21 protein-coding genes are annotated in these 20,006 nt (G+C 65.9%); 14 read left to right on the top strand and 7 right to left on the bottom strand.

Features of this window, described 5'->3' with window-relative positions:
• Positions 1-97: 97 nt before the first annotated feature.
• From AX702_RS11065 to AX702_RS11050, 4 genes are read left to right on the top strand one after another with little or no spacing between them, the layout of a single operon-like run.
• Positions 98-670 (top strand): recombinase family protein, encoded by a 573-nt coding sequence (locus AX702_RS11065; RefSeq protein ID WP_066779433.1) that lies wholly within the window; start codon positions 98-100, stop codon positions 668-670.
• A 5-nt stretch (positions 671-675) separates the two neighbouring features.
• Entirely contained in the window at positions 676-1,113 is a 438-nt protein-coding gene (locus tag AX702_RS11060) for a very short patch repair endonuclease (RefSeq protein WP_066779429.1), read from the top strand.
• A complete protein-coding gene (locus tag AX702_RS11055; RefSeq protein WP_066779427.1) occupies positions 1,100-2,266 on the top strand; it encodes a DNA cytosine methyltransferase in 1,167 nt (388 codons plus the stop codon). Before AX702_RS11060 ends, AX702_RS11055 begins: the two co-directional genes overlap by 14 nt.
• Positions 2,263-3,096: an Eco29kI family restriction endonuclease gene (locus AX702_RS11050; RefSeq protein WP_066779424.1), complete on the top strand. Its 834-nt coding sequence runs from the start codon at positions 2,263-2,265 to the stop codon at positions 3,094-3,096. The genes AX702_RS11055 and AX702_RS11050 overlap by 4 nt, the downstream gene beginning before the upstream one ends.
• On the opposite strand, the gene AX702_RS11045 is transcribed toward AX702_RS11050, so the two are convergent.
• Both AX702_RS11045 and AX702_RS11040 read right to left on the bottom strand, forming a co-directional pair.
• On the bottom strand, positions 3,097-5,391 hold the full coding sequence (locus tag AX702_RS11045) for an AAA family ATPase (protein ID WP_066779422.1): 2,295 nt from the start codon (positions 5,389-5,391) through the stop codon (positions 3,097-3,099). It abuts the gene before it with no gap.
• Between the two features lie 3 nt (positions 5,392-5,394).
• Positions 5,395-5,817, bottom strand: a complete 423-nt coding sequence (locus tag AX702_RS11040) for a hypothetical protein (RefSeq protein ID WP_066779419.1) — start codon at positions 5,815-5,817, stop codon at positions 5,395-5,397.
• A gap of 32 nt (positions 5,818-5,849) precedes the next feature.
• Between AX702_RS11040 and AX702_RS11035 the strand changes: the two genes are divergently transcribed.
• The 5 genes from AX702_RS11035 to AX702_RS11015 all read left to right on the top strand — a co-directional run bounded on the left by AX702_RS11035 (position 5,850) and on the right by AX702_RS11015 (position 9,104).
• A complete protein-coding gene (locus AX702_RS11035; protein WP_066779416.1) occupies positions 5,850-6,059 on the top strand; it encodes a hypothetical protein in 210 nt (69 codons plus the stop codon).
• Between the two features lie 408 nt (positions 6,060-6,467).
• The gene (locus tag AX702_RS11030; RefSeq protein WP_066779414.1) at positions 6,468-7,106 is read left to right on the top strand and encodes a SprT-like domain-containing protein; all 639 of its coding nucleotides are present in this window, start codon (positions 6,468-6,470) and stop codon (positions 7,104-7,106) included.
• Positions 7,107-7,171: 65 nt separating this feature from the next.
• On the top strand, positions 7,172-7,825 hold the full coding sequence (locus AX702_RS11025) for a ParA family protein (protein WP_066779412.1): 654 nt from the start codon (positions 7,172-7,174) through the stop codon (positions 7,823-7,825).
• Positions 7,825-8,154 carry a hypothetical protein gene (locus AX702_RS11020; RefSeq protein ID WP_066779407.1) on the top strand — a complete coding sequence of 110 codons (330 nt, stop codon included), beginning with the start codon at positions 7,825-7,827 and terminating at the stop codon, positions 8,152-8,154. Before AX702_RS11025 ends, AX702_RS11020 begins: the two co-directional genes overlap by 1 nt.
• Positions 8,151-9,104: a replication initiator protein A gene (locus tag AX702_RS11015; RefSeq protein WP_066779404.1), complete on the top strand. Its 954-nt coding sequence runs from the start codon at positions 8,151-8,153 to the stop codon at positions 9,102-9,104. The genes AX702_RS11020 and AX702_RS11015 overlap by 4 nt, the downstream gene beginning before the upstream one ends.
• Before the next feature lie 560 nt (positions 9,105-9,664).
• Here AX702_RS11015 and AX702_RS11010 read toward each other — a convergent pair.
• Genes AX702_RS11010 through AX702_RS10995 form a run of 4 tightly spaced genes read right to left on the bottom strand, consistent with a single transcriptional unit; the run spans position 9,665 to position 12,060 of the window.
• Positions 9,665-11,209 (bottom strand): type IV secretory system conjugative DNA transfer family protein, encoded by a 1,545-nt coding sequence (locus AX702_RS11010; RefSeq protein WP_197420568.1) that lies wholly within the window; start codon positions 11,207-11,209, stop codon positions 9,665-9,667.
• Entirely contained in the window at positions 11,209-11,493 is a 285-nt protein-coding gene (locus tag AX702_RS11005; RefSeq protein WP_066779401.1) for a hypothetical protein, read from the bottom strand. The genes AX702_RS11010 and AX702_RS11005 overlap by 1 nt, the downstream gene beginning before the upstream one ends.
• Entirely contained in the window at positions 11,490-11,717 is a 228-nt protein-coding gene (locus AX702_RS11000) for a conjugal transfer protein TraD (protein ID WP_066779398.1), read from the bottom strand. Before AX702_RS11000 ends, AX702_RS11005 begins: the two co-directional genes overlap by 4 nt.
• A gap of 16 nt (positions 11,718-11,733) precedes the next feature.
• Entirely contained in the window at positions 11,734-12,060 is a 327-nt protein-coding gene (locus AX702_RS10995) for a conjugal transfer protein TraD (protein WP_066779395.1), read from the bottom strand.
• A 162-nt stretch (positions 12,061-12,222) separates the two neighbouring features.
• On the opposite strand from AX702_RS10995, the gene traA reads away from it, so the two are divergent.
• Complete coding sequence (gene traA / locus AX702_RS10990; protein ID WP_082746203.1) at positions 12,223-15,063, top strand: Ti-type conjugative transfer relaxase TraA; 2,841 nt, start codon at positions 12,223-12,225, stop codon at positions 15,061-15,063.
• 939 nt (positions 15,064-16,002) lie between these two features.
• Here the strand turns inward: traA and AX702_RS10985 are convergent.
• A complete protein-coding gene (locus tag AX702_RS10985; RefSeq protein WP_231731822.1) occupies positions 16,003-16,422 on the bottom strand; it encodes a MerR family transcriptional regulator in 420 nt (139 codons plus the stop codon).
• 68 nt (positions 16,423-16,490) lie between these two features.
• Between AX702_RS10985 and AX702_RS10980 the strand changes: the two genes are divergently transcribed.
• The 4 genes from AX702_RS10980 to AX702_RS10965 all read left to right on the top strand — a co-directional run bounded on the left by AX702_RS10980 (position 16,491) and on the right by AX702_RS10965 (position 20,006).
• Entirely contained in the window at positions 16,491-17,153 is a 663-nt protein-coding gene (locus AX702_RS10980; RefSeq protein ID WP_066779390.1) for a cation transporter, read from the top strand.
• Between the two features lie 19 nt (positions 17,154-17,172).
• A complete protein-coding gene (locus AX702_RS10975; RefSeq protein ID WP_066779386.1) occupies positions 17,173-17,508 on the top strand; it encodes a hypothetical protein in 336 nt (111 codons plus the stop codon).
• A 63-nt stretch (positions 17,509-17,571) separates the two neighbouring features.
• On the top strand, positions 17,572-18,837 hold the full coding sequence (locus AX702_RS10970) for a TolC family protein (RefSeq protein WP_066779383.1): 1,266 nt from the start codon (positions 17,572-17,574) through the stop codon (positions 18,835-18,837).
• The gene (locus AX702_RS10965) at positions 18,834-20,006 is read left to right on the top strand and encodes an efflux RND transporter periplasmic adaptor subunit (protein ID WP_066779381.1); all 1,173 of its coding nucleotides are present in this window, start codon (positions 18,834-18,836) and stop codon (positions 20,004-20,006) included. Before AX702_RS10970 ends, AX702_RS10965 begins: the two co-directional genes overlap by 4 nt.

Below are 20,006 nucleotides of genomic sequence, written 5' to 3'. Positions count from 1 at the left end.
CGCTCGCCGACAAATAGCGCGATCAGAATGCCGCCACTTAGCGCGAGCGTTTACATGCGGGTTTACAGGTGTCAAAATCCCCTGTCAGAATGGGAACATGGAAATCGGCTATGCGCGGGTGTCCCGCGGCGACACCCAGGACCTCGCTCCGCAGCTCCGCGCGCTGACCGATGCCGGCTGCGATCCGATCTACCAGGAGGAGGCGTCGGGCGGCCAGGCCGATCGCCGCGAGTTGGCGCGCGCGATCGGCGCGCTGACCCCCGGCGATGTTCTGGTGGTGTGGAAGCTCGACCGACTGTCCCGATCCCTTCGCGACCTTCTGTTCACGCTGGAGGCGATCGCTGCGGCCGGCGCTGGCTTCCGATCGCTGACCGAGGCCATCGACACCACGACCGCGCCGGGGCGGTTGATGACGCAGATGCTAGGTGCGTTCGCCGAGTTCGAACGTGCCATGATCCGGGAGCGGACCATGAACGGGCTGGCGCACGCGCGCAGCGCCGGCCGCCACCTTGGACGCCGGCCGAGCCTTACCGGCCAGCAGCGCGCCGAGATCATCGCGAAGGCTGATTCCGGCCAAGGCTCCCCCGCCCAGCTCGCCAGCTTGTTCCGCGTGTCGCGCTCGACCGTGCAGCGCGTGCTTCGCGAGCATCGCGCTCGCCAGGGCGTTTAAACGGCATGGATACGCTGTCGCCGGAAGCTCGCTCCGAACGAATGGGGCGGGTGCGCGCGAAGAATACCAAGCCGGAGATGACTGTCCGTCGTCTCGTTCACGGGATGGGCTACCGCTATCGTCTTCACGATAAGCGCCTTCCCGGAAGCCCGGACCTTGTATTTAGGAGCCGTCGCAAGGTCATCTTCGTGCACGGCTGTTTCTGGCATCGCCATCCCGATCCCAACTGCAAGCTGGCGCGGATGCCGAAATCGAGGCAAGATTTTTGGGGGCCGAAGCTCGAAGGCAACCGGGAGCGCGACGAGCGCGTCCGCGAGACGTTGGAGGGCGAAGGTTGGCGTCAGATGGTTGTGTGGGAATGCGAATGTCGGCAAACGGAACAACTAGAGAACAAGATCAGGGCCTTTCTTGAAGGCGAGGGAGTCGACCATGCGCGCCATTGAACTGTTCGCCGGGGCCGGGGGCCTGGGCATGGGCATCAGCAAGGCCGGCTTCAAGCCGGTGCAGATCGTCGAGTGGGACCGTTGGTGCTGCGACACGATCCGGGAGAACCGTCGTGCCAAGACGGGCGGTATCGGACGGTGGCCCGAGCCGATCGAGGGCGACATTCGCAAGGTCGATTTTCGGAAGCACGAGGGCAAGATCGACCTCGTGAGCGGCGGGCCGCCCTGTCAGCCCTTCTCGCTTGGCGGTAAGCATCGCGCCCATGCCGATACCCGCGACATGTGGCCCGAGGCCGTGCGCGTGGTGCGTGAGACGCGGCCGAGGGCGTTCGTCTTCGAGAACGTGAAGGGGCTGACCCGCGCGAGCTTCGCGACCTACCTCGCCCATATCGTTCACCAGCTCACCTACCCCGAGCTGACGCCGCTGCCGGGCGAGGCGTGGAACGACCACATGGTGCGCCTGGAGCGGCATCACACGGCGAGGGGCAGCCAAGACGAGTTGCGCTACAACGTCGTTTACCGCGTCCTCAACGCGGCGAACCACGGTGTGCCACAGCGCCGCGAGCGCGTTGTGTTTGTCGGCTTCCGCGCTGATCTTGGCATCGAATGGTCCTTCCCGGAGCATACCCATTCGCTCGACGCGCTGCTGTGGGACCAGGTTCGATCGGGCGAGTATTGGGACCGGCACGAGGTCGCGGCGCGCGATCGGCTGCTGGACCCTCGCCTTCTCGCCCGCGGCCGCATGTTGATCGAGAAGCCCACGACAGCGCCTTGGCTGACGGTCCGCGACGCGATCGGCGACCTGCCGGACCCCCAACTCGCGCCAGAGCTGGCGGCCAAGTGCCTCAACCATCGTTTCCAGGGCGGCGCGCGTAGCTATGTCGGGCACACTGGCAGTCCGATGGACGAGCCGGCCAAGACGTTGAAGGCTGGCGTGCATGGGGTGCCGGGCGGCGAGAACATGCTTCGCCGGGCGGATGGCAGCGTGCGGTATTTCAGCGTGAGAGAGAGCGCCCGCCTGCAAACCTTTCCGGACACCTTCCGCTTCCATGGGTCATGGACCGAATCCATGCGTCAGCTCGGCAACGCGGTCCCGGTTCAACTGGCGCACGCGATCGGCGCGAACGTGGCGAGGAACCTGGTCGCCGCATGAGCCGCAAGCCTACTCCCGCGCCGTCGCCGATCGCCGAGCTGCGCACCAATCTCGACAGTCTCATGGAGCAGACGGCCGCGACCACGCTGTCTGTTCCGCGCCGGCGCGCGCTCGAGAAAGAGATTCGCGCCGTGATCCAGGAATTAGGTTCGTTCCTGAACACGCTCGATCCGATCCGGCAGCCATCGGCTGTCTTCGATCCGAGCAACCCCAAAGTGGTGGGGCGCTTCGTGTCGCTCGCGCTGGTCGCGCAGCAGCGGCACCCGTTGGCCGAGATACCGCGCTTCTACGGGTCGGGCATCTACGCCATCTATTACAACGGCCCCTTCCCGCTCTACGCGCCCATCAGCGGGAGCGAGACGCCCATCTATGTCGGCCAGGCCGCGCCGGCGATCAACAACGCCCGCACGCCGCTGGAGCAGGGGCCGCGGCTTTGCGGCCGGCTATCCGACCACCGCAAGAACATCGGCACGGCTACGACGACGCTCGATCTGGCGGACTTCGAGTTCCGCTCGCTCGTGGTGCAGAGCGGTTGGGAGACGGCCGCCGAGGACTACATGATCCACCTGTTCCGACCGATTTGGAACAGCGAAACGAGCATCCTCTACGGCTTGGGCAAGCATGGCGACGACGCCACCACCCGCGCCAACAAGCGTTCGCCTTGGGACACGGTGCACCCCGGCCGCAAATGGGCGGAAAAGTCGAAGGAGGACGCCAAGTCGCCCGCGACGATCGACGCGGAGCTGACCCGGCACTTCCAAGAGCATCCGGTGTTCCCGGACCTCGAACATGTGCTGACGAGCTTTCTGGATGAGCTGCGTCAGGTCTAGCTACCGAGAGGCGAAGGCGATTGTCCGGGTAGCGAAGCCTAGCAGCTCCCGATCGTTGATGTGAGCCGTCTCCCAGGCCGGATTTGTGTCGTGATGAAAGGTGTTTGCATAATTGACCAACAGGCGCAGCTCGGCCGTGTCATCCACTGATAGTATTTCGTTGGGTTGTCCGTGTCGCTGCTGACACTGATCGAAGAACCGACGACCTAGCACCGATCCAGGCGGAAAAGCACCAGGATACGCTACTCGCGTAAATTGCTCTAGGATCGGTCGAAGCGCTTCAGCCACATCCCGTTCGTTCGCTGTGTTGCCCACCTCAATATACCCGCGCACCAGTTCGTGCCGGAGGTCATGGGGGGTCAGGGTATCATGATGAACATTCCACGCCGCGAGGGTCGATCCCCCGCCGCTCCGCACGATCTGAAGCGCGCAGCGCGCCGTCCGATCCGAGCCCTCCCACACGGCGCAGAGGAACGCCTTGGAGTGCGACAGCACGATCATCTGTCGGACTCGGCCATATAGTCGGTGCATCTCTTGGACCGTCGTGAGCCGCCGGTGTTCGTCTAGGCTTGTCATGGGATCATCGATCACCACGACTTTGTCGGCCAGGCGAGCGTCCTGATCGAGTGAGGCGAAGAAGAAGGCCAAGGCAAGCGCATTCCGATCCCCGGCGCTGAGCGTGTTCTTGAACGAGGGGCCGTCATCCGCGTTCAACGCGACCGGGACGTTGTTGATGAGAACGCTGTAGCTGGCGGACGATCCTCCCCGGTTGTTCACCGACGTGACGGAGCCGAGACGAAAACCCGCATTGAAGCGGCCCAGGTAGTCGTTGATCGCCGCCTCGTAGGCGGGGAAAATCCCTTGGCGGTATTGGTCGAGAGCGGCTCGCGCTTGGTCGCGTAGTCGCTCCGTCGCCTTCTTCGCCGCCTTCTCGGCCAGATAATCGTCACAGAGCGCGGCGGTGGCCGGTTCGTGCCGCGCCTTGACGGCGGAGAGCTTGGCGAGTTCGGCCGAGAGCGTGGCGACGTTCGCGCCGGCGGCCTTTTCCTTCACGATGGCGATCGAGGCATTGCGCCCGAGCAGCGCGGCCGACAGATCGCCGATCGTGGCGCGCTGTTCGTCATAGGCGGCGATCGACGCCAAGCACTCCGCCGAAAGCTCCATTGGTTCTAGCGGCGCGCCAGCCTTCGCGCGCAGAACGGCAAGCACCGCGTCCCGCGCCGCGCCCCAAGCACGGACGATCGCGGCCGTGTCCACGTCGATGTCGGGAACGTCGGTGAAGGATCGCCAGAACTCCCGGTTTTCCACCGCAACGCGCACCGCTCGCTCGAACGCGGCCGGCACGTCGCCGCCGTGCGTCGTGTTGATCCCCTTCCCGGTCTGGTTGATCGCGCTCCGCAGCTCGCCATAGGCATCGCTGAAATAGGCTTGGTAATGCCGGATCAGCGGGGAAGCGGCGAGGTCTTGCGCGCAAAACGGGCATATGTCGCCAGCTTGGTCTTCCGACGCGCCGGCGATGCGCGTCATGCCCTCCCCCACCCATGCCTCCCCGTCCCGGCCAAGACGACGGAGGTGAGCCTTCACACGTGCCGCCGCGTCCGCTTCCAGCGCCGGCAGGCCGCGGGCGAGCAGCGCGTTCAGCGCGGCCGGATCGAAGGCGGGCAGCGACAATGCCGCGAACGCCGGCCGCGACCGGATGGCATCGGCCGACCGCGCCGCCGACAGGGCGCGTTGCGCCGCCTCCAGCTTAGCGTCGATCGCCGGATCGGCCGCCAAGGCGCAGAAGGCGTCCACCGTCAGTGTTCCGCGCGCGGCGGCCGGGATAACGTCGCCCTTCGCGCGAAGGGCGCGATTGTGTTCTTCCACCCGGCCGACATGGCCCTGCAGGGCGGTGTTCAGGGCGACGCCGCGCGCGCCCAGGATCAGCTCATGCAGGTTTTGCTTGTGCGCCGTCTCTATCGCGATGCCGGAGCAGACATTCGCGGCGACGAACCCGTCATCAAACACGGCTATGTCGGGATGAAGCACCGACCATGCGCCGTTCTGGTAGGTGAACGGCGCGCCCGGCGCGGCCAGGACGACATGCGGCGCATGGGCGGAGCCGAGTCGCCTTCGCTCCTCGATCAGTGCCGTCTCCCCCGTGCCGAGCGACCGCAGGATGGTGGCGAGCGTCGTCTTGCCCCGCCCGTTCTCGGCATAGATCAACGACAGCTTGGCGAGTTGAAGTTGCGCGTCGGTGGCTACGGAGTCGAATTGGCCGACGTTACGAAGAAGTTGGAGTCGTTCGATCGTCATGCGTCATCCATCCTGCTCCAGCTTCTCCGCTTCCGCGATCACCATATCGGGATCGCCGAAACGATAGTCGGCCAGCTCCTCGCGGTCCGTCCTGCTAAGCGGGGTCTTGCTGTAGGTGCCCCTCGCCCAGCTTTCTGTCGTGGTATGTCGCTCGCCGAGCCGCAGCATCTCATCGTGCGGGGCCACATACCAGCACCCTCGATCAGGAAACGCGATCCAAATGTCGCGGTCGATGTATTTGCGGTCGATCGTCCAACGACCTTTGAGTTGGACAAGACGGGTGTCGCCCGACGCCTCATTGTGGAGGATCAGGTCGATGCCGTTGTCATAGACCGGCAGGTAGGCGTTATAACCCTGCTTCAGAGCGACGGTCACAAGTGCGTTGCGGTTGACGACTTCGATGGCGTCGCTGGTCAGCTTGCTCATTTCGACCTTCCAAATGTCCGAGGACCAATCCGATGGATTACCAGATCATCCGCTTCAACAACGGGCACCGCTGGGACGGTAGCGAAACCTGGAAGGGCCACCCCCTCAGCGCCGTTCAGGATCATGCCCGGGAGATCATCGACATGGACTTGGCGGAGCGCGTCGAGGTGCGTGACGAGAATGACGTGCTGGTGTTCCAATGGCCTCGCACGGTCAAACCCGCAGTCACGCCCTCGATCTGACGGCGCTCAGCACGCACGACAGTCGCTAATAGGCTTAGTCGCTTAGTCGCTTAGGACATGAAGGAGCGCGTCCGTGCGGACCGCGCTCTATCTCCGCTCGCGCTACGATCGAGCCGCCTCCGGCGTCTCGCCCCTACGGGCAACGATCGCTCGCGCGGGGCGGCCTGGTCCGCCCAGGAGGACGCCGGCGCTGCCGGCGACGTCGTTTGTCAGCGAGGGAAAGGGGAGCGCCGCCCCCCTCTCCCAGCAACGGCAATCAGCCGGGCCGTGGCTCCTCCGCTTCGCTCCGTGCGCCCGCACCACCCCGACGGATTCCCGCTGCCCCCTCACCCCCCGCTGTTCGCCACGAGGCAGGGACGATGGCCGAGGGCCATCGCCCGAGGGCGATGTGAGGAAGGAAGACGGGGCATGGATCACGACAATCGCGAGAGCTGGCTGAACCGGGTGGCGATCGGCATGGAACCCTTGTTCGAGGCGCTGGACGCCCCCCTTCCCTCCCGCGTGCGCGTCGCGATCGGCTTCACCAGCCGGGGCGCGCGGGGCCGAGCGATTGGCGAATGCTGGGACAACAGGTGCAGCGATGACGGCCACTTTGAAATCTTCATCCGGCCGGACCTGGCGCACGCTCCCGACGCGATGCCGACGCAGATCGCCGCTATCCTCGCGCACGAGTTGGTCCACGCCGCAGTAGGGATCGCCGCCGGGCACGGGAAGGCGTTTAAACGGATTGCGGTAGGGCTTGGTCTGGTTGGGAAGATGACCGCCACCACGCCGGGCGACGCCTTCCTTGCGGCGGTTGCACCCATCCTCGCGGTCGCAGGCCCACTCCCCCATGCCCGGCTCGATACCGGCGGCGAGACGACGCGGCCGAAGAAGCAGGCGACGCGGTTGCTCAAATGCGAGTGCAAGACGTGCGGCTACACGGTGAGGACCGCGCGCAAATGGCTGGAGGAAGTGGGCGCGCCGGTGTGTCCGGCCGAAGGGCATGGTGCGATGCATCATGATCCGCTGGACGCTGACGAAGGTGCCGGTGAAGATCAGGACTAAGATACTTTACGACTAAGCGGCTAAGCGGCATAAGTCGCTTAGCCGCTTAGTAGGGAGCAGCAGCTATGCAGGTATGGGCGATCATCGCGCAGAAGGGCGGGCAGTCCAAGACGACGCTATCGACCGGCTTCGCGGTCGAGGCGGCACGGGAAGGGGCATCCGTCGTGATCCTCGATGCCGACGACCGGCAGGGATCGGCGCTCTATTGGTCGGAGCGCCGCGACGACGACGACGTGACGGTGAAAGACAGCAGTGTCGCCGGCCTGCCGCTTCACGTCTCGCGCGGGCGCGCCAGCGGCAAGATCGACCTCATCATCATCGACACGCCGGCGAACTCCAAGGACATCGCCATGCTCGCGGCCGAGCAGGCGGATTTCGTCATCATCCCCGTCGCACCGCGCGGCCTCGATGTTCATTCAGTGTTGCAGACGGTCAAGCAGGTGCAGCAGGCGGGCACGCCGTTCGCCGTCATCCTCACCCAGGTTCCCCATCAGGGCGGGGAGGGGCAGGAGGCCCATGCCGGGTTCGCGGCCAAGGGGGTGACGATGTTCGACAGCCGCCTTCACTTCCGCAAGGACTTCTACAAGGCGACGCCATTAGGGCGCACCGCAGCGGAGACAGAGCCGGATAGCAAGGCGGCGTTCGAGCTGCGCGCCGCTTATGCAGAGGCTAAGCGACTAAGCGGTTATACGACTAAGCCAATAAGCGAGGTAGCATAATGGCGAAGAAACCTTCCGCGCTTGCCAGCATCTTTGATGACGAGACCGCGGAACCGGCACCCGCTCCCACTGCCGAGCTAGTCCCCGAGCCGCAGCGGGCGGCAGCGCGCCGATCGCGACGATCGGCCGACACGCCCGCCCCGGCGATACCGGCGCGGCGCAGCAGCCATCCGGGCAAGAAGCCGGTGCTGATCCACATTCCCGAGGACATGCACCGCGCACTTCGCCAGCTCAGCGTCGAGGAAGGCGGGGAGCCGCTTACCGTCATCACCGAACGGCTGCTCCGCCAGTATCTCGTCAAGCGGGGCCACACCAGGTTCGCACCGTGAGCAAGCGGCGCGATCCCAACCCCGAGTTCGACCTGTTCATCCCGGCGCTGGGCGATCTTCCGCTCCGCGACCAACGCGAGGTCATGGAGCGGCCTTTTTTCTCGCTCCAGAAGCGCAAGCGGTTGAAGCCGATCGAGTATCGCAGCCCGGACGGCGAGGCGTGGGTGCGAGTGCAGGCCATCCCTGACTACGGCATGGCGACGATCTGGGACGCCGATATTCTGATATGGGCGGCGTCCACGCTCAATCGCATGAAGCAGCAGGGCTTGAACGACCTGCCGCGCACGCTGACCACGACGCCCTACGACCTGTTGCGGGCGATCAAGCGCAGCACCGGGGGCAGGGACTATCAGGAGCTGCAGGCGGCGTTGCTCCGGCTCCAGACGACTTCCATTACGACCTCTATCCGGGCGTCAGCACGCCGGCAGAAGGCCGGGTTCAACTGGCTCGATAGCTGGACCTTCGACACCGACGCCGAGACCGAGCAGCCGCGCGGCATGACGCTGACCCTCTCGGATTGGGTTTACGAGGGGATCGTCAACGAGAAGTCGCTGCTCACCATGCACCCCGATTACTTCCTGCTGTCCGGGGGGCTGGAGCGGGCGCTGTATCGCATCGCGCGCAAGCATGTCGGCTCGCAGCAGGGTGGGTGGGTGTGCCGGGTGGAGCTGCTACGCGACAAGACCGGCAGCGACGCCCAGCCCAAGGAGTTTAACCGGATGCTCCGGCGGGTGATCGAGGCCGACCAGCTCCCTGATTATACGATGGAGACGACCGAGACGGCCGACAAAAGCTCCGCCGTTCTGTTCAGGCGGCGAGGCGAGGCCGAGGCGATGGCGCTTGCCGAGCGGATGCGGGACGAGGAGGAGCGACGTGCCCGCTTCGACGCCGATCGCCGGCGCACCGAGGAGGTGGACGCCCGTATGGATCGGCTCGCCGGGCGGCGTTGACTATCGGGGTTTCACCCACCGCCGCCCTGGCTATCGGGGTTTCGCCCACCGCCCCGAGTCGACCGGCCAGCCTCGCCGCACCGCGATTGGAGCCGAACTACCCGCCAGCTTGTGGATAACCGGCCCGGAAAGCCGCTTTTTAGGATCGGCGGACTCGGGGGATCACCCACCATCGCTTCGGGGGATCACACACCACACTATCGGGGGATCACACACCGAATCACGGGGTTTCACCCACCAAGCCTTGTCATAAGCCACTGTAATATCGACAAGAACTGGGCTTTTTGGTCCCCTTAACCTTCTTAACGATTCCTATTTAACAGAATCACTTAACCGCAACGCACCGCTCAACGAGCAGAAGAAGGGCATGCGGAATTGGCCCTACAGGCCAATGCGCCTTTGCTGCGTGCCGGCTAACGCCGTCACAAAGCGACCTGTCGGTCGCAGGCTTCCGAGAGAAGCCAAGCCGATCCGGCGGTGTGTGACTATCAGCGTCGCGCAGGTTGAAAGGGAGGAAAGGGCGTTATCCCGACGCCTATCGTCGGTTTGCCAGTGTGGGATCAGGCCGGATCATAGAGTCCGGCGAACTCGCGTTCCGCATAGTAGCGGATTTTGCCGACGACGAGCGGGTGCTGTCCCTGTCGCAGCAGCAGGAGATCATCCGCGTTCATCCGCATGATTTCGTCCGGCGTCGCCAACCGGCGAGCCGCAACGTGGCCGCTGACGCTTTCAGAGCGTGCGCCATCACCGAAGATGCTCGCCGGGCCGGACGTGCCGAAGGTCTGATACTCAATGGTCGTATCGCCAATGGTGCGCGACAGCATGTCGGCGGTAGCAAAATCGTTGACCCCGAATGTCTGGATCACGCCGGCATTGGACATGAACGTTCCGGCGCGCTCCCCATAGGTCGCCTTGAGCTGGTGCATGTCCTGGAGGATCGGCCAAAGCTGCATCCCATAACCGGCCATCAGACCCATCGCGCGCTCTACCGGATCAAGGCGGCCGAGCGCAGCGAACTCGTCGAGCAGGAACAGCACCGGCTTGTCCGGACGGGCAGGGGAGCGCGCCATATCGGTGACCGCCTGGCTCACCAGCAGCCGCAGCCAGCGGGCATAGGTATCAAGCCGATCGGGCGGCAGGCACAGGAACACGGTGCCGGGCTGTCCCTTGAGGTCCGCGAACCGGAAGTCGGACGCCGATGTGCTGTCCACGATGCGCGGGCTGTCGAGGAAGTGGGTGTGGCGCTGGGCGGACGAGAGCACGCCGGCGGCCTCGCGATCGGACTTGCCGAGGTGGCGATTAGCGGCGCGCGCGATCAGTCCGTGGGCGCCGGAGCTGGCCTGCATCTCGGCGAGCAGCGCCGCAAAGCCGGCGGGGTCGCGGGTGAGCTTGTCGCGCACAGTGGCGAGCGTAGCGAGGGCAGGGGGCTCATGGATGACGGTGTGCAGGATAATCCCGGCAACCAGCGCCTTCGCTTCCTCGTTCCAGTGCGCTTCACCCCCTTGCCCCGGTGCGTCGTGGACTAGCGCGTCGGCGATCGTCTGTGCGTCTTCTGCGAGGTCCGGACTGGCGGCATCAAGCCAGGCCAAAGGGTTGTAGCGGGCCGCTGGACGCCCGGAGACGCCGAAGGGGTCCAGACACCACACGTCGCCCTTCCTGGCCCGCGTTCGGGCCGTGACGCGGGCGTTCTCCCCCTTGGGATCGATGCAGATCACCGAGCGGTCGAGCAGCAGCAGATTGGGAATGATCGTGCCCACGCCCTTGCCCGAGCGGGTGGGTGCCATCGTCAGCAGATGCGCGGGGCCGTCGTAGCGCAGCAGCTTGCCCGACTTGCCCGAGCGGCCGATGATGAGGTCGCCGGCCTTCTCCAGCTTGCGGGCCTCCGCTCGACCGCCGAAGCGGGCTGAACCCATCAGCGTGTTGCCGCGGTTGCCGCCGCGGCGGTTGAACTTCCAGATCGCGAACAGGACCAGGCCGGTCAGCAGGAACGGCACCGTGCCGGATATGTCGCCGACGCCGAACCGGGCCTTGAACCAGCTATTGCTCGCCATCAGCACCACGAAGCCGATCAGCAGCGCCCACAGCGGACCGATCCGGGCGGGCATCAGCAACTCGCGCCTGCGGGCGTGATTGCCAGCGCCGGATCGGCGTCGGGATGACTGAGCAGCTTGAGCAGGATCGCTGTGGCGAGGGTAGGGGGCACCCGTTCATCGCGCATCATGTCGAACAGGGCGTCATCCTCGGGCGTCAGCGCCATGCCCTCAATCACGAGATTGGCGCGGGCGTCCTCGTCGTCTTCGCGCCACATCGCGTCTTCGGCCGGGCCCCCGCGCACGAAGTCGAGCGCGCGGATCTCGTTCCGGAGGGCGTCGAGATCAATGCTCATCATGGGTGAGACTCCCGTTCGTCCGCTTCCGCGTCGAAGGCCCGCTTGCCGCGCCGCTTCCAGAGCGTGAGCGTATCGCCGGCAGCCCCCTCCCGCGCACGTCCGACCAGCTCCAGCAGCGCGCCGTAGATGGTCGCGCGATCATCGTCGGCGAGATCGACCAGCCCGGCCTTCTGGACGAGTCCGCCCAGCTCGATCAGGTGGCGGGTGCGTTCGCGACGTTGCAAGACCCAGCCCCGCGTATCAGTCCGACGTAGCGCGGCTTCCGCGCGCAGCGTCGCCGCCCGGTTGAGCGTCAGGCTCCGCGCCGTCGATCGGAGCAGTGCCGCGACCCTTGCGCCCGCGGCGCTGAAAGAAGGCGGCCCCCTTCGCCCGCCACGCCTCCTTCGCGCCGGCATCCTTTGAGGCGATTGCATCGAGCAGCACGCCGGCGAGCGTTTCGGCGTCTAGGGCATCGGCACCCGTCGCGGCGACAAGCTGTCCGAGCTGTTCGACCCGCTTCGCCTTGAGCTGGCGCGCCTTGTCGCCGAGCGCCTTCAGCTCTGCATCGTAATCCCGGACCTTCCGCATCGGCCAAGCCTCCTGACGGCAGCATAGCGCATGGATGGGCAGGAGCAAGTTCGACTGGAGCGGAAACACCGCTAGGTCAATCAGGAGGAGCGAAGCGGATCGTGAGTGCGCGCTTATACGTCGTTGCCGACGTGCGCTCCAAAGTGCATGGTACTGGACGCAATGGCGATCTATCATTTCAGCGCCAAAATTATCAGTCGTGCAAACGGCTCCAGCGCCGTCGCATCCGCCGCCTATCGCTCTGCCTCCGAGTTGCATGACGAGCGGCTTGGGCGGAATCACAACTTCTCGAACAAGGCCGGCGTCATCCACTCCGAGGTGATGTTGCCGCAGGGTGCACCGGAGCGTTTAAACGACCGCACCGTGCTCTGGAACGAAGTGGAGGCAGGGGAGAAGCGCAAGGATGCTCAGCTCGCCCGCGAGGTGGAGTTCTCGATCCCGCGTGAGATGAATGAAAAGCAGGGCGTCGCGCTCACCCGCGATTTCGTCGCCGAGCAGTTCGTGAAGCGCGGGATGGTCGCGGACCTCAACGTGCATTGGGACAAGGCGAGGGACGGCAGTCCGAAGCCGCACGCGCATGTCATGCTGTCGATGCGCGACGTGGGGCCGGACGGCTTTGGTCAGAAGAACCGCGACTGGAACAGCGGAGAGCTATTGCAAGGCTGGCGCGAGGCATGGGCGGCCCACGTCAACGAGCGCATGGCCGAGCTGGGGCTTGAGGCGCGGATCGATCATCGCAGCCATGCCGACCGCGGCATCGAGCTGGAGCCGCAGCATAAGATCGGCCCGGCCGGCATGCGCCGGCTCGACCGCGGCGAGGATGCCGAGCGTGCTGACGATCACCGGCGGATCGCGCGCGAGAACGGCGAGAAGATCGCGGCCGATCCGCGCATCGCGCTCGACGGCATCACCCGGCAGCAGGCGACGTTCACTACCCGCGACCTGGCCGCATTCGCGTTCCGGCATTCGGACGGCAAGGAGCAGTTCGACCAAGTGATGGCGGCGGTTCGCGCCAGCCCCGAGCTGGTGGCGCTGGGCAGGGACGGGCGTGACCAGGAGCGGTTCACCTCCCGTGACATGATCGCGACCGAGGCGCGGCTGGAGAAGGCCAGCGACGAGCTGGCGCGGCGCCAAGATCATGGCGTGTCCCACCGGCAGCGAGCCGGGGCGCTGGAGGCGGCCGAGGCGCGGGGTCTCACGCTGTCCGACGAGCAGCGCGACGCCTTCGATCATATCACCGGCCGTGACGGTCTGGCGTCGGTCGTGGGCTATGCCGGGACCGGCAAGTCCGCGATGCTGGGCGTCGCGCGCGAGGCGTGGGAGCGCGAGGGCTACCAGGTGCGCGGCGCGGCGCTGTCGGGAATCGCGGCCGAGAACCTGGAGGGCGGCTCCGGCATCACCTCCCGCACCATCGCCAGCCTTGAGCATGGCTGGGCGCAGGGACGCGACCAGCTCGGGCCCAAGGACGTGCTGGTGGTCGACGAGGCGGGCATGATCGGCACGCGCCAAATGGAGCGGGTGATGTCCCATGCCCGTGACGCCGGGGCCAAGGTGGTGCTGGTGGGCGACCCCGAGCAGCTTCAGGCGATCGAGGCGGGCGCAGCGTTCCGGTCGATCACCGAGCGGCACGGCGCGGCCGAGATTACCGAGATTCGCCGGCAGCGGGAGGACTGGCAGAAGGAAGCAACGCGGGCGCTCGCCACGGGACGGACGGCCGAGGCGCTGAATGCCTATGCCGCGCATGGCATGGTCCATGCCGCCGACACGCGCGAGGCGGCGCGGGCCGAGCTGGTGGAGGGGTGGGATCGTCAACGCCAGGCCGATCCCGACCGTTCACGGATCATCCTTACCCATACCAATGCCGAGGTGCGCGAGCTGAACGAGGAAGCGCGCGGCCGGCTTCGAGCTGGTGGCGAACTTGGCGAGGACGTGGCGTTCACGACAGACCGGGGCACCCGCGACTTCGCGGCGGGCGACCGCTTGATGTTCCTTCGGAACGAGCGGTCGCTGGGGGTCAAGAACGGCACGCTAGGCACTATCGAGCGAGCCGATCCTGGGAGCATGACGGTGCGTCTGGACGGTGGGCGTCAGGTTCAATTCGACGCGAAGGCTTATGCGGCATTCGATCACGGCTATGCAGCTACGTTCGGCAAGTCGCAGGGCGTGTCGGTAGATGACGCCCATGCGCTCGCAACACCGGGCATGGATCGTCACAGCAGCTATGTCGGCATGACGCGTCACCGCGACCGCGTGCACCTCCATTATGGTCGGGATGACTTCGCCGATCAAGGCCGTCTCGCCCTCTTGCTATCTCGCGATCGGGCAAAGGATATGGCCGGCGACTATGGTCCCGAGCGTAGTCACCAGGATCATGCCCGGGCCTTTGCCGACCGGCGCGAGATCCGGTTGCCGGAACTCGCGCGTCCGATGGTCGACAAGACGCGTGGTGGGGCAGGGGAGCGGTATCAAAGGTCGACGGCAAGTCCGCAGGGCGACCAGCGCCCGACCCGCGAAGGAGTGGTGCGGAGCTGGGCGGCCGAACACGGACGCGAGCTGGCGGACGTACAGGCACGCGCGCAACGCGCGCAGGTGCGGGCGGATGGAATGTACCGGCGACATGAGGCGGTGAGAGGTGATCATGCTCGTAAGCAGCCGCTGCCGCCCAAAGGACTGATGGCAACCTTGCGGCGTCCGTCCTACGAGGCAGCACGCGCGAGTTGGGAGAAGGCCGCGCGCGGGTTGCAGCAGCGATCCACGCAGCTCGCGAAGCGACTAGGTCAGATCAAGGAGTATCTCGGTCCCGTGACCGGGCAGCGGCGTCACCGCGGCGATGAGCTGGCGCGTGCCAGGGTTGAGCGCGCGCATCCTCACCTCAACAAGCTCTACGAAGCAGTCATGCGCGAGCGCCGCGCCGAGCGGGTCCGCCAGCAAGAGCAGGAACGCGAGCGGATCAAACAGCGAGACAAGGATCGGAGTGGTGATGGTCGGGGCCGTGGGCGATAGTCCATCTTGCGTGCCTACTAGCCACGACCGTTGCGAGGGGTGCCAGCTTCAGGTTGGCTATCTCACTGTTAGCAACCGGGCCTAAGAACTTGCGCGGCGATCGGCCGGGTGAGGTCCAAACCATCCCTGAGCATCAATCGGCCGCGTAGCGCACCAGCACCTCGAACGACCACCGATCGACCCGTTACGGGATTTCGGACGCTGATCGGAATCGTTGGCGGCATCATCGGGTAGCAAGCCTTCATGATTTGAGCCCACCAAGTAGCAGCTTGGTGGGCTCTGGTCGTGATCGGCTTTCGCTTCTCGATGATACAAGGTCCGGGCTGTTGCGCAAGGACACGAAATCAGGCGCGGCACCTTTGCTCAGGTCCTCAAAAGCACGAATTACATCGGGCCGCTCAGGAGGTAGCGCCTTGCCGCCTATGGCGTCTCGCGAGGCGTTCGTGCTTTTGAGGACCGAAGCTGGAAACGGTCATCGAAAGCACGAAGATTGACGATTTTCAGGCTGAGTTAGCGTGCGTTGAGAGCGCCCATCTCACGATTTTCGTGCTTTCGATGACCGTTGGTGTGCCACGTGGCGCATTCGGCCCTTTGAGGAGCCTTGTCCCAACAGAGAGCGACCCCTATCAAATCGGTACATGCGGCATCCAACGGATTGTCCGTTTCCCGATCAGGGAACTAGCACCGGGACCGCCTTTCAAGGCGGTCCTCGGTTTTGTAAGCGAACTGTTTCTTCAAAAGCCGCAGAAGACGCGCTATGTTGAAGGCAACATGGCCGTCCCCGCTGTTGCCTTCGGCATCAAGGGACGGCCTTCTTAGACCAGCGCTCCTGCACAGGAGGTGTGCCACGTGGCACACTAAGTCGGGTCGACACGCACCCTGATTTAGACCGGCGCGCCTCGATCGGCGCATGAGCCCAGCGTCGCCCGTTAGAAACGCTCAGTGTGAGCGGGCCTCTGCGCTCGGACCCAAGGCTTCGATGATCCTGCACTCGGCCACAGTGTTGCGGCTACAGGAGTCGATCAGCGCATCCAGCTCGCTCGCGAGCGCCGTCAGGTCGGCGATCTTTCGCGTGATGGCATCCCGGTGTTGGTTCGCGATCACGTCCACGGCCATACAGGATTGTTCGCGTCGATCGGCGAGCCCCATCAACTCCCGGACCTGGTCGATCGAGAAGCCGAGATCGCGCGCTCTACGGATGAAGGACAGGCGCCGCAGATGCTCGCCCTCGTAGGTCCGGTAATTTCCGGCCGACCGCGCTGGCGCCGCCAGCAAGCCGATCTGCTCGTAATAGCGGATCGTCTCGACCTTTGTGCCCGTCGCCGAAGCCAGCTTCCCGATCGTCAGTTTCTCAGACACAGCGCTTGACCCTCTAGCGACTAGAGGGTGCATATAGGCTGCCAGATCGATTCTATCGAGGTGGCGAAATGGCCTGCACGAGCTGCGCGTCCGACAAGGCGGGCACCCTCAACGACCCGAAGTGGCGGCGCGCGCTGTGGATCGCGCTCGCGATCAATGGCGGTATGTTCGCAATCGAGATCGTCGCAGGGATCACGGGCGGGTCGAAAGCGCTCCAGGCCGACGCGCTCGACTTCTTCGGTGACGCCGCCAATTACGCCATCAGCCTTGGTGTCGCCGGAATGGCGATAGCCTGGCGCGCGCGCGCAGCGATGCTGAAGGGAGCGACGCTTGCCCTGCTCGGGCTCTATGTTCTGCTCGCGGCGGGGTGGGGTGCGCTCCACGGCGCTGTGCCCCATGCCGAGGTCATGGGCGTCGTGGGGATCGCGGCGCTGATCGCGAATGCCGTGGTCGCGGTTATGTTGTATCGCTTCCGCAGCGGGGACGCGAACATGCGTTCGGTGTGGATCTGCTCGCGCAACGATGCGATCGGCAATGTCGCCGTGGTGCTGGCCGCAGGCGGCGTCTTCGGGCTGAACAGCGCGTGGCCCGATCTAGTGGTGGCCGCGTTGATGGCCGTGCTCGGTCTGTCGGGCGGATTCCAGATCATGCGACAGGCGCGGGCCGAACTGCGATACGCTTCCACGCCTGCCCCTTCCACTTACAGGCAGCCGTTACATGGCGTTCGCTAAGCTGCTAAGGCGAAGGCCGATGCATCGGCTTTCCGCCTTGTTCCTCTGTCTCATGCTCGTGCTGTCGCTTGGGCTGGGATCGGTCGCGCATGCGACCGAAGGCGTGAGATGCGTCGATACGGCCGCTGCCAGCTCGCTTGAACATAGCGATGGCGACGGGGACCAGGTGCCGGCCGATGCCGACAAGTCCTACCCGCACCATCATGGCAGCTGCCACGGCCATCATATCGGTGTTCCGTTCGAGGCTGGTCGTGTCGCCTCCGTGAGCGGGCTGCCCATGGCGCCTGCCGCGTGGAGCGACGACCCGATGGCACGGATGTCATCGGACCCAGCTCTGCGACCTCCCCAAGCCTGACAAGCGCCTAATCCGCCGGGAGCTTCCCGCGCGGCAATCCAGGTTCGTCAGGAGTTCGTCACCATGTCCCGTTTCATTGCGGCCTTATTGGCCGTGGCGTCGTGCGCGTCGATCGCGCACGCGCAATCATCTGAGCCGGCATCGACCAGTCCCCCGCTCACGCTGGAGCGGGCGCTGGCGCTCGCCGGCGCAACCGCGCCCAGTCTCGAAGCCGCCACAGCAGGGGTCAGGGCGGCCGAGGCGGGCCGGACCGTCGCCGGCTATCGCCCCAACCCGTCGATCGTTGCCGAAACCGAGAACATCGCCGGCAGCGGCCAATATCGTGGCCTCCGCAGTGCGGAGACGACTGCAGGCTTGGCGCTCCCGATCGAGTTGGGCGGCAAGAGGTCGGCCCGGATCGCGGTCGCAGAGGCGATCGGCAATCGGGCGCGGATCGGAACGGCGCTGGCCGAGGCCGACCTCCGGCTCGCCGTCACCCAGCTCTACATTCAGGCAGCATCGGCCGAACGCCGCCTCGTCACAGCTCGCGAACAGGCCGGTATCGCCCGGGAGGCGCTCCGCGCAGCCGGTGTCCGCGTGCGGGCGGGGCGTGCGTCACCGCTCGAACAGCAGCGTGCCGATGTGCTGCGTATCAACGCAGAGACGGCGGTGGAACGTGCCCAGCGGCTTGCCGAGGTGGCGCGGGACAATCTCGCGCGTCGGATCGGCCAGCCCGTGACCGGGCCGCTCGACCTCGCATGGTATGATCGTGTTGAGGGCTTTGGACCGGCACGGCCGATCGAACCCGGTGGTACGCTGGCACTGGCGGCCGCCCGTGCCGACGCGACGACGGCCGAGGCACAGGTCCGGCTCGCCCGATCGCAGCGCATTCCCGATGTGACGTTGAGCGCCAGCGCACGACGGCTCGAGGCTACCAACGACGTCGCCGCGGTGTTCGGGGTCTCCATCCCATTTCCCGTCTTCAACAACGGCAAAGCCGCCATCGCCCAGGCGCGCGCCCAGAGCGACCAGGCGCAGGCCCTGCGGCGTGCCGCCGAGCTGGACGCGGCGCAGGACATCGCGAACGCCCAGGCGGAGGTGGCGAACGCCGCCACGTCCGCACGCAATGCGAGCGGTCCGGTGCTGGCGTCGGCTGCCGAGGCTGCGCGCATCGCCCGGATCGGCTACCGCGAGGGCAAGTTCGGCCAGCTCGACTTGCTCGATGCCGAGCGGACCCTGTCCGAGACGCGCACCGCCGCGATCGACGCGCTCGCCACCTATCATGACGCAAAGGCACGCCTGGAACGGCTCGTTGCCGCCGCGCCCTCTCCTGAGGAAAACAATCAATGACGAAGAACATCATGCGGGCGCTGGCGCCCGTGACGCTGGCCCTCATCCTTGCGGGATGCGGCGGGACCGGCAGCGGCGGTGAAGCCGGCGAGAAGGCCGGAGCCGAGAAGGCCGAAGGTGCCGAGGCCAGCGAGGCCAAGGAAGGTCCAAAGGATGCCGTCATCCTGTCCGCGCAGCAGATCGCGGACGCCGGGATCGAGGTCACGCGGCCAACGGTCGGCGGGGAGGCTGGTGCGATCGAGCTTTCGGCAACGATCGAAGGCGATCCGCAGGGCGTGCAGGTGGTGTCGGCGTCGGTCGGCGGGCGACTCGTCTCGCTGACCCGCAATCTCGGCCAGCCCGTCGATCGCGGCGATCCTCTCGCCATCATCGAGAGCCGCGAAGCAGCCTCGCTCAAGGCGGAGGTGGAGGCCGCTCGCGCGCGTGCCGCCCTCGCGCAAACGAACCTTCGTCGTGAGCAGCGCCTGTTCGCCGAGCGCGTCTCGCCGGAACAGGATCTTGTCGCGGCGCGGACCGCCGCAACCGAAGCCAGCATCGCGCTTCGCCTGGCGCAGCAGCAATTGTCCGCGACCGGCAGCGGGGGCGGTGCGCTCAACCGCATCGCAGTGCGCTCACCAATCGCCGGTCAGGTCATCGCGCGCTCGGCTACGCTCGGGCAGACCGTTGCAGCCGACGCCGAGCTTTTCCGGGTCGCTAACCTTTCCAAGGTCACGGTTGCGACCTCGCTGGTGCCCAGCGACGCGGGCCGGGTGAAGCCCGGTGCCCGCGTCGAGGTAACAGCGGCGGGGCGCCGTCAGGAAGGGCGCGTCACGTTCGTCTCGCCCATTCTGGACGAGACGACGCGCTTGGTGCCGGTGATCGTCACCCTCGACAATGGCGGCAGCACCTGGCGCGTTGGCGAGACGGTCAATGTTTCCATCCTGGTTCCGGCAACCGGCGACCGTACCGTCGCCGTGCCGTCGGCTGCGGTCCAGATGATCGAGGACAAGTCGTTCGTCTTCGTGCGGACCCCGACCGGCTTTCGGGCAACGCCGGTGACATTGGGGCGCACCAACGGCGGCCAGGTCGTCGTGACGTCCGGGCTGACCGGTTCGGAGCGGATCGCCTCCACCAACAGCTTCACGCTCAAAGCCGAACTCGGCAAGGGCGAAGGCGGGGACGAGGACTGA

The sequence above is a fragment of the Sphingomonas sp. CCH5-D11 genome, assembly GCF_001557395.1.
GTDB lineage: Bacteria > Pseudomonadota > Alphaproteobacteria > Sphingomonadales > Sphingomonadaceae > Sphingomonas.
Note: the sequence above shows the minus strand (reverse complement) of the source record. Positions and strands in the feature narration are given on the sequence as shown.

Bases quoted from the DNA above. Each gene is read 5' to 3' on its own strand.
- AX702_RS11065 (WP_066779433.1), top strand. From the start codon at position 98: ATGGAAATCGGCTATGCGCGGGTGTCCCGCGGCGACACCCAGGACCTC.
- AX702_RS11060 (WP_066779429.1), top strand. From the start codon at position 676: ATGGATACGCTGTCGCCGGAAGCTCGCTCCGAACGAATGGGGCGGGTG.
- AX702_RS11055 (WP_066779427.1), top strand. From the start codon at position 1,100: ATGCGCGCCATTGAACTGTTCGCCGGGGCCGGGGGCCTGGGCATGGGC.
- AX702_RS11050 (WP_066779424.1), top strand. From the start codon at position 2,263: ATGAGCCGCAAGCCTACTCCCGCGCCGTCGCCGATCGCCGAGCTGCGC.
- AX702_RS11045 (WP_066779422.1), bottom strand. From the start codon at position 5,391: ATGACGATCGAACGACTCCAACTTCTTCGTAACGTCGGCCAATTCGAC.
- AX702_RS11040 (WP_066779419.1), bottom strand. From the start codon at position 5,817: ATGAGCAAGCTGACCAGCGACGCCATCGAAGTCGTCAACCGCAACGCA.
- AX702_RS11035 (WP_066779416.1), top strand. From the start codon at position 5,850: ATGGATTACCAGATCATCCGCTTCAACAACGGGCACCGCTGGGACGGT.
- AX702_RS11030 (WP_066779414.1), top strand. From the start codon at position 6,468: ATGGATCACGACAATCGCGAGAGCTGGCTGAACCGGGTGGCGATCGGC.
- AX702_RS11025 (WP_066779412.1), top strand. From the start codon at position 7,172: ATGCAGGTATGGGCGATCATCGCGCAGAAGGGCGGGCAGTCCAAGACG.
- AX702_RS11020 (WP_066779407.1), top strand. From the start codon at position 7,825: ATGGCGAAGAAACCTTCCGCGCTTGCCAGCATCTTTGATGACGAGACC.
- AX702_RS11010 (WP_197420568.1), bottom strand. From the start codon at position 11,209: ATGCCCGCCCGGATCGGTCCGCTGTGGGCGCTGCTGATCGGCTTCGTG.
- AX702_RS11005 (WP_066779401.1), bottom strand. From the start codon at position 11,493: ATGATGAGCATTGATCTCGACGCCCTCCGGAACGAGATCCGCGCGCTC.
- AX702_RS10995 (WP_066779395.1), bottom strand. From the start codon at position 12,060: ATGCGGAAGGTCCGGGATTACGATGCAGAGCTGAAGGCGCTCGGCGAC.
- traA (WP_082746203.1), top strand. From the start codon at position 12,223: ATGGCGATCTATCATTTCAGCGCCAAAATTATCAGTCGTGCAAACGGC.
- AX702_RS10980 (WP_066779390.1), top strand. From the start codon at position 16,491: ATGGCCTGCACGAGCTGCGCGTCCGACAAGGCGGGCACCCTCAACGAC.
- AX702_RS10975 (WP_066779386.1), top strand. From the start codon at position 17,173: ATGCATCGGCTTTCCGCCTTGTTCCTCTGTCTCATGCTCGTGCTGTCG.
- AX702_RS10970 (WP_066779383.1), top strand. From the start codon at position 17,572: ATGTCCCGTTTCATTGCGGCCTTATTGGCCGTGGCGTCGTGCGCGTCG.
- AX702_RS10965 (WP_066779381.1), top strand. From the start codon at position 18,834: ATGACGAAGAACATCATGCGGGCGCTGGCGCCCGTGACGCTGGCCCTC.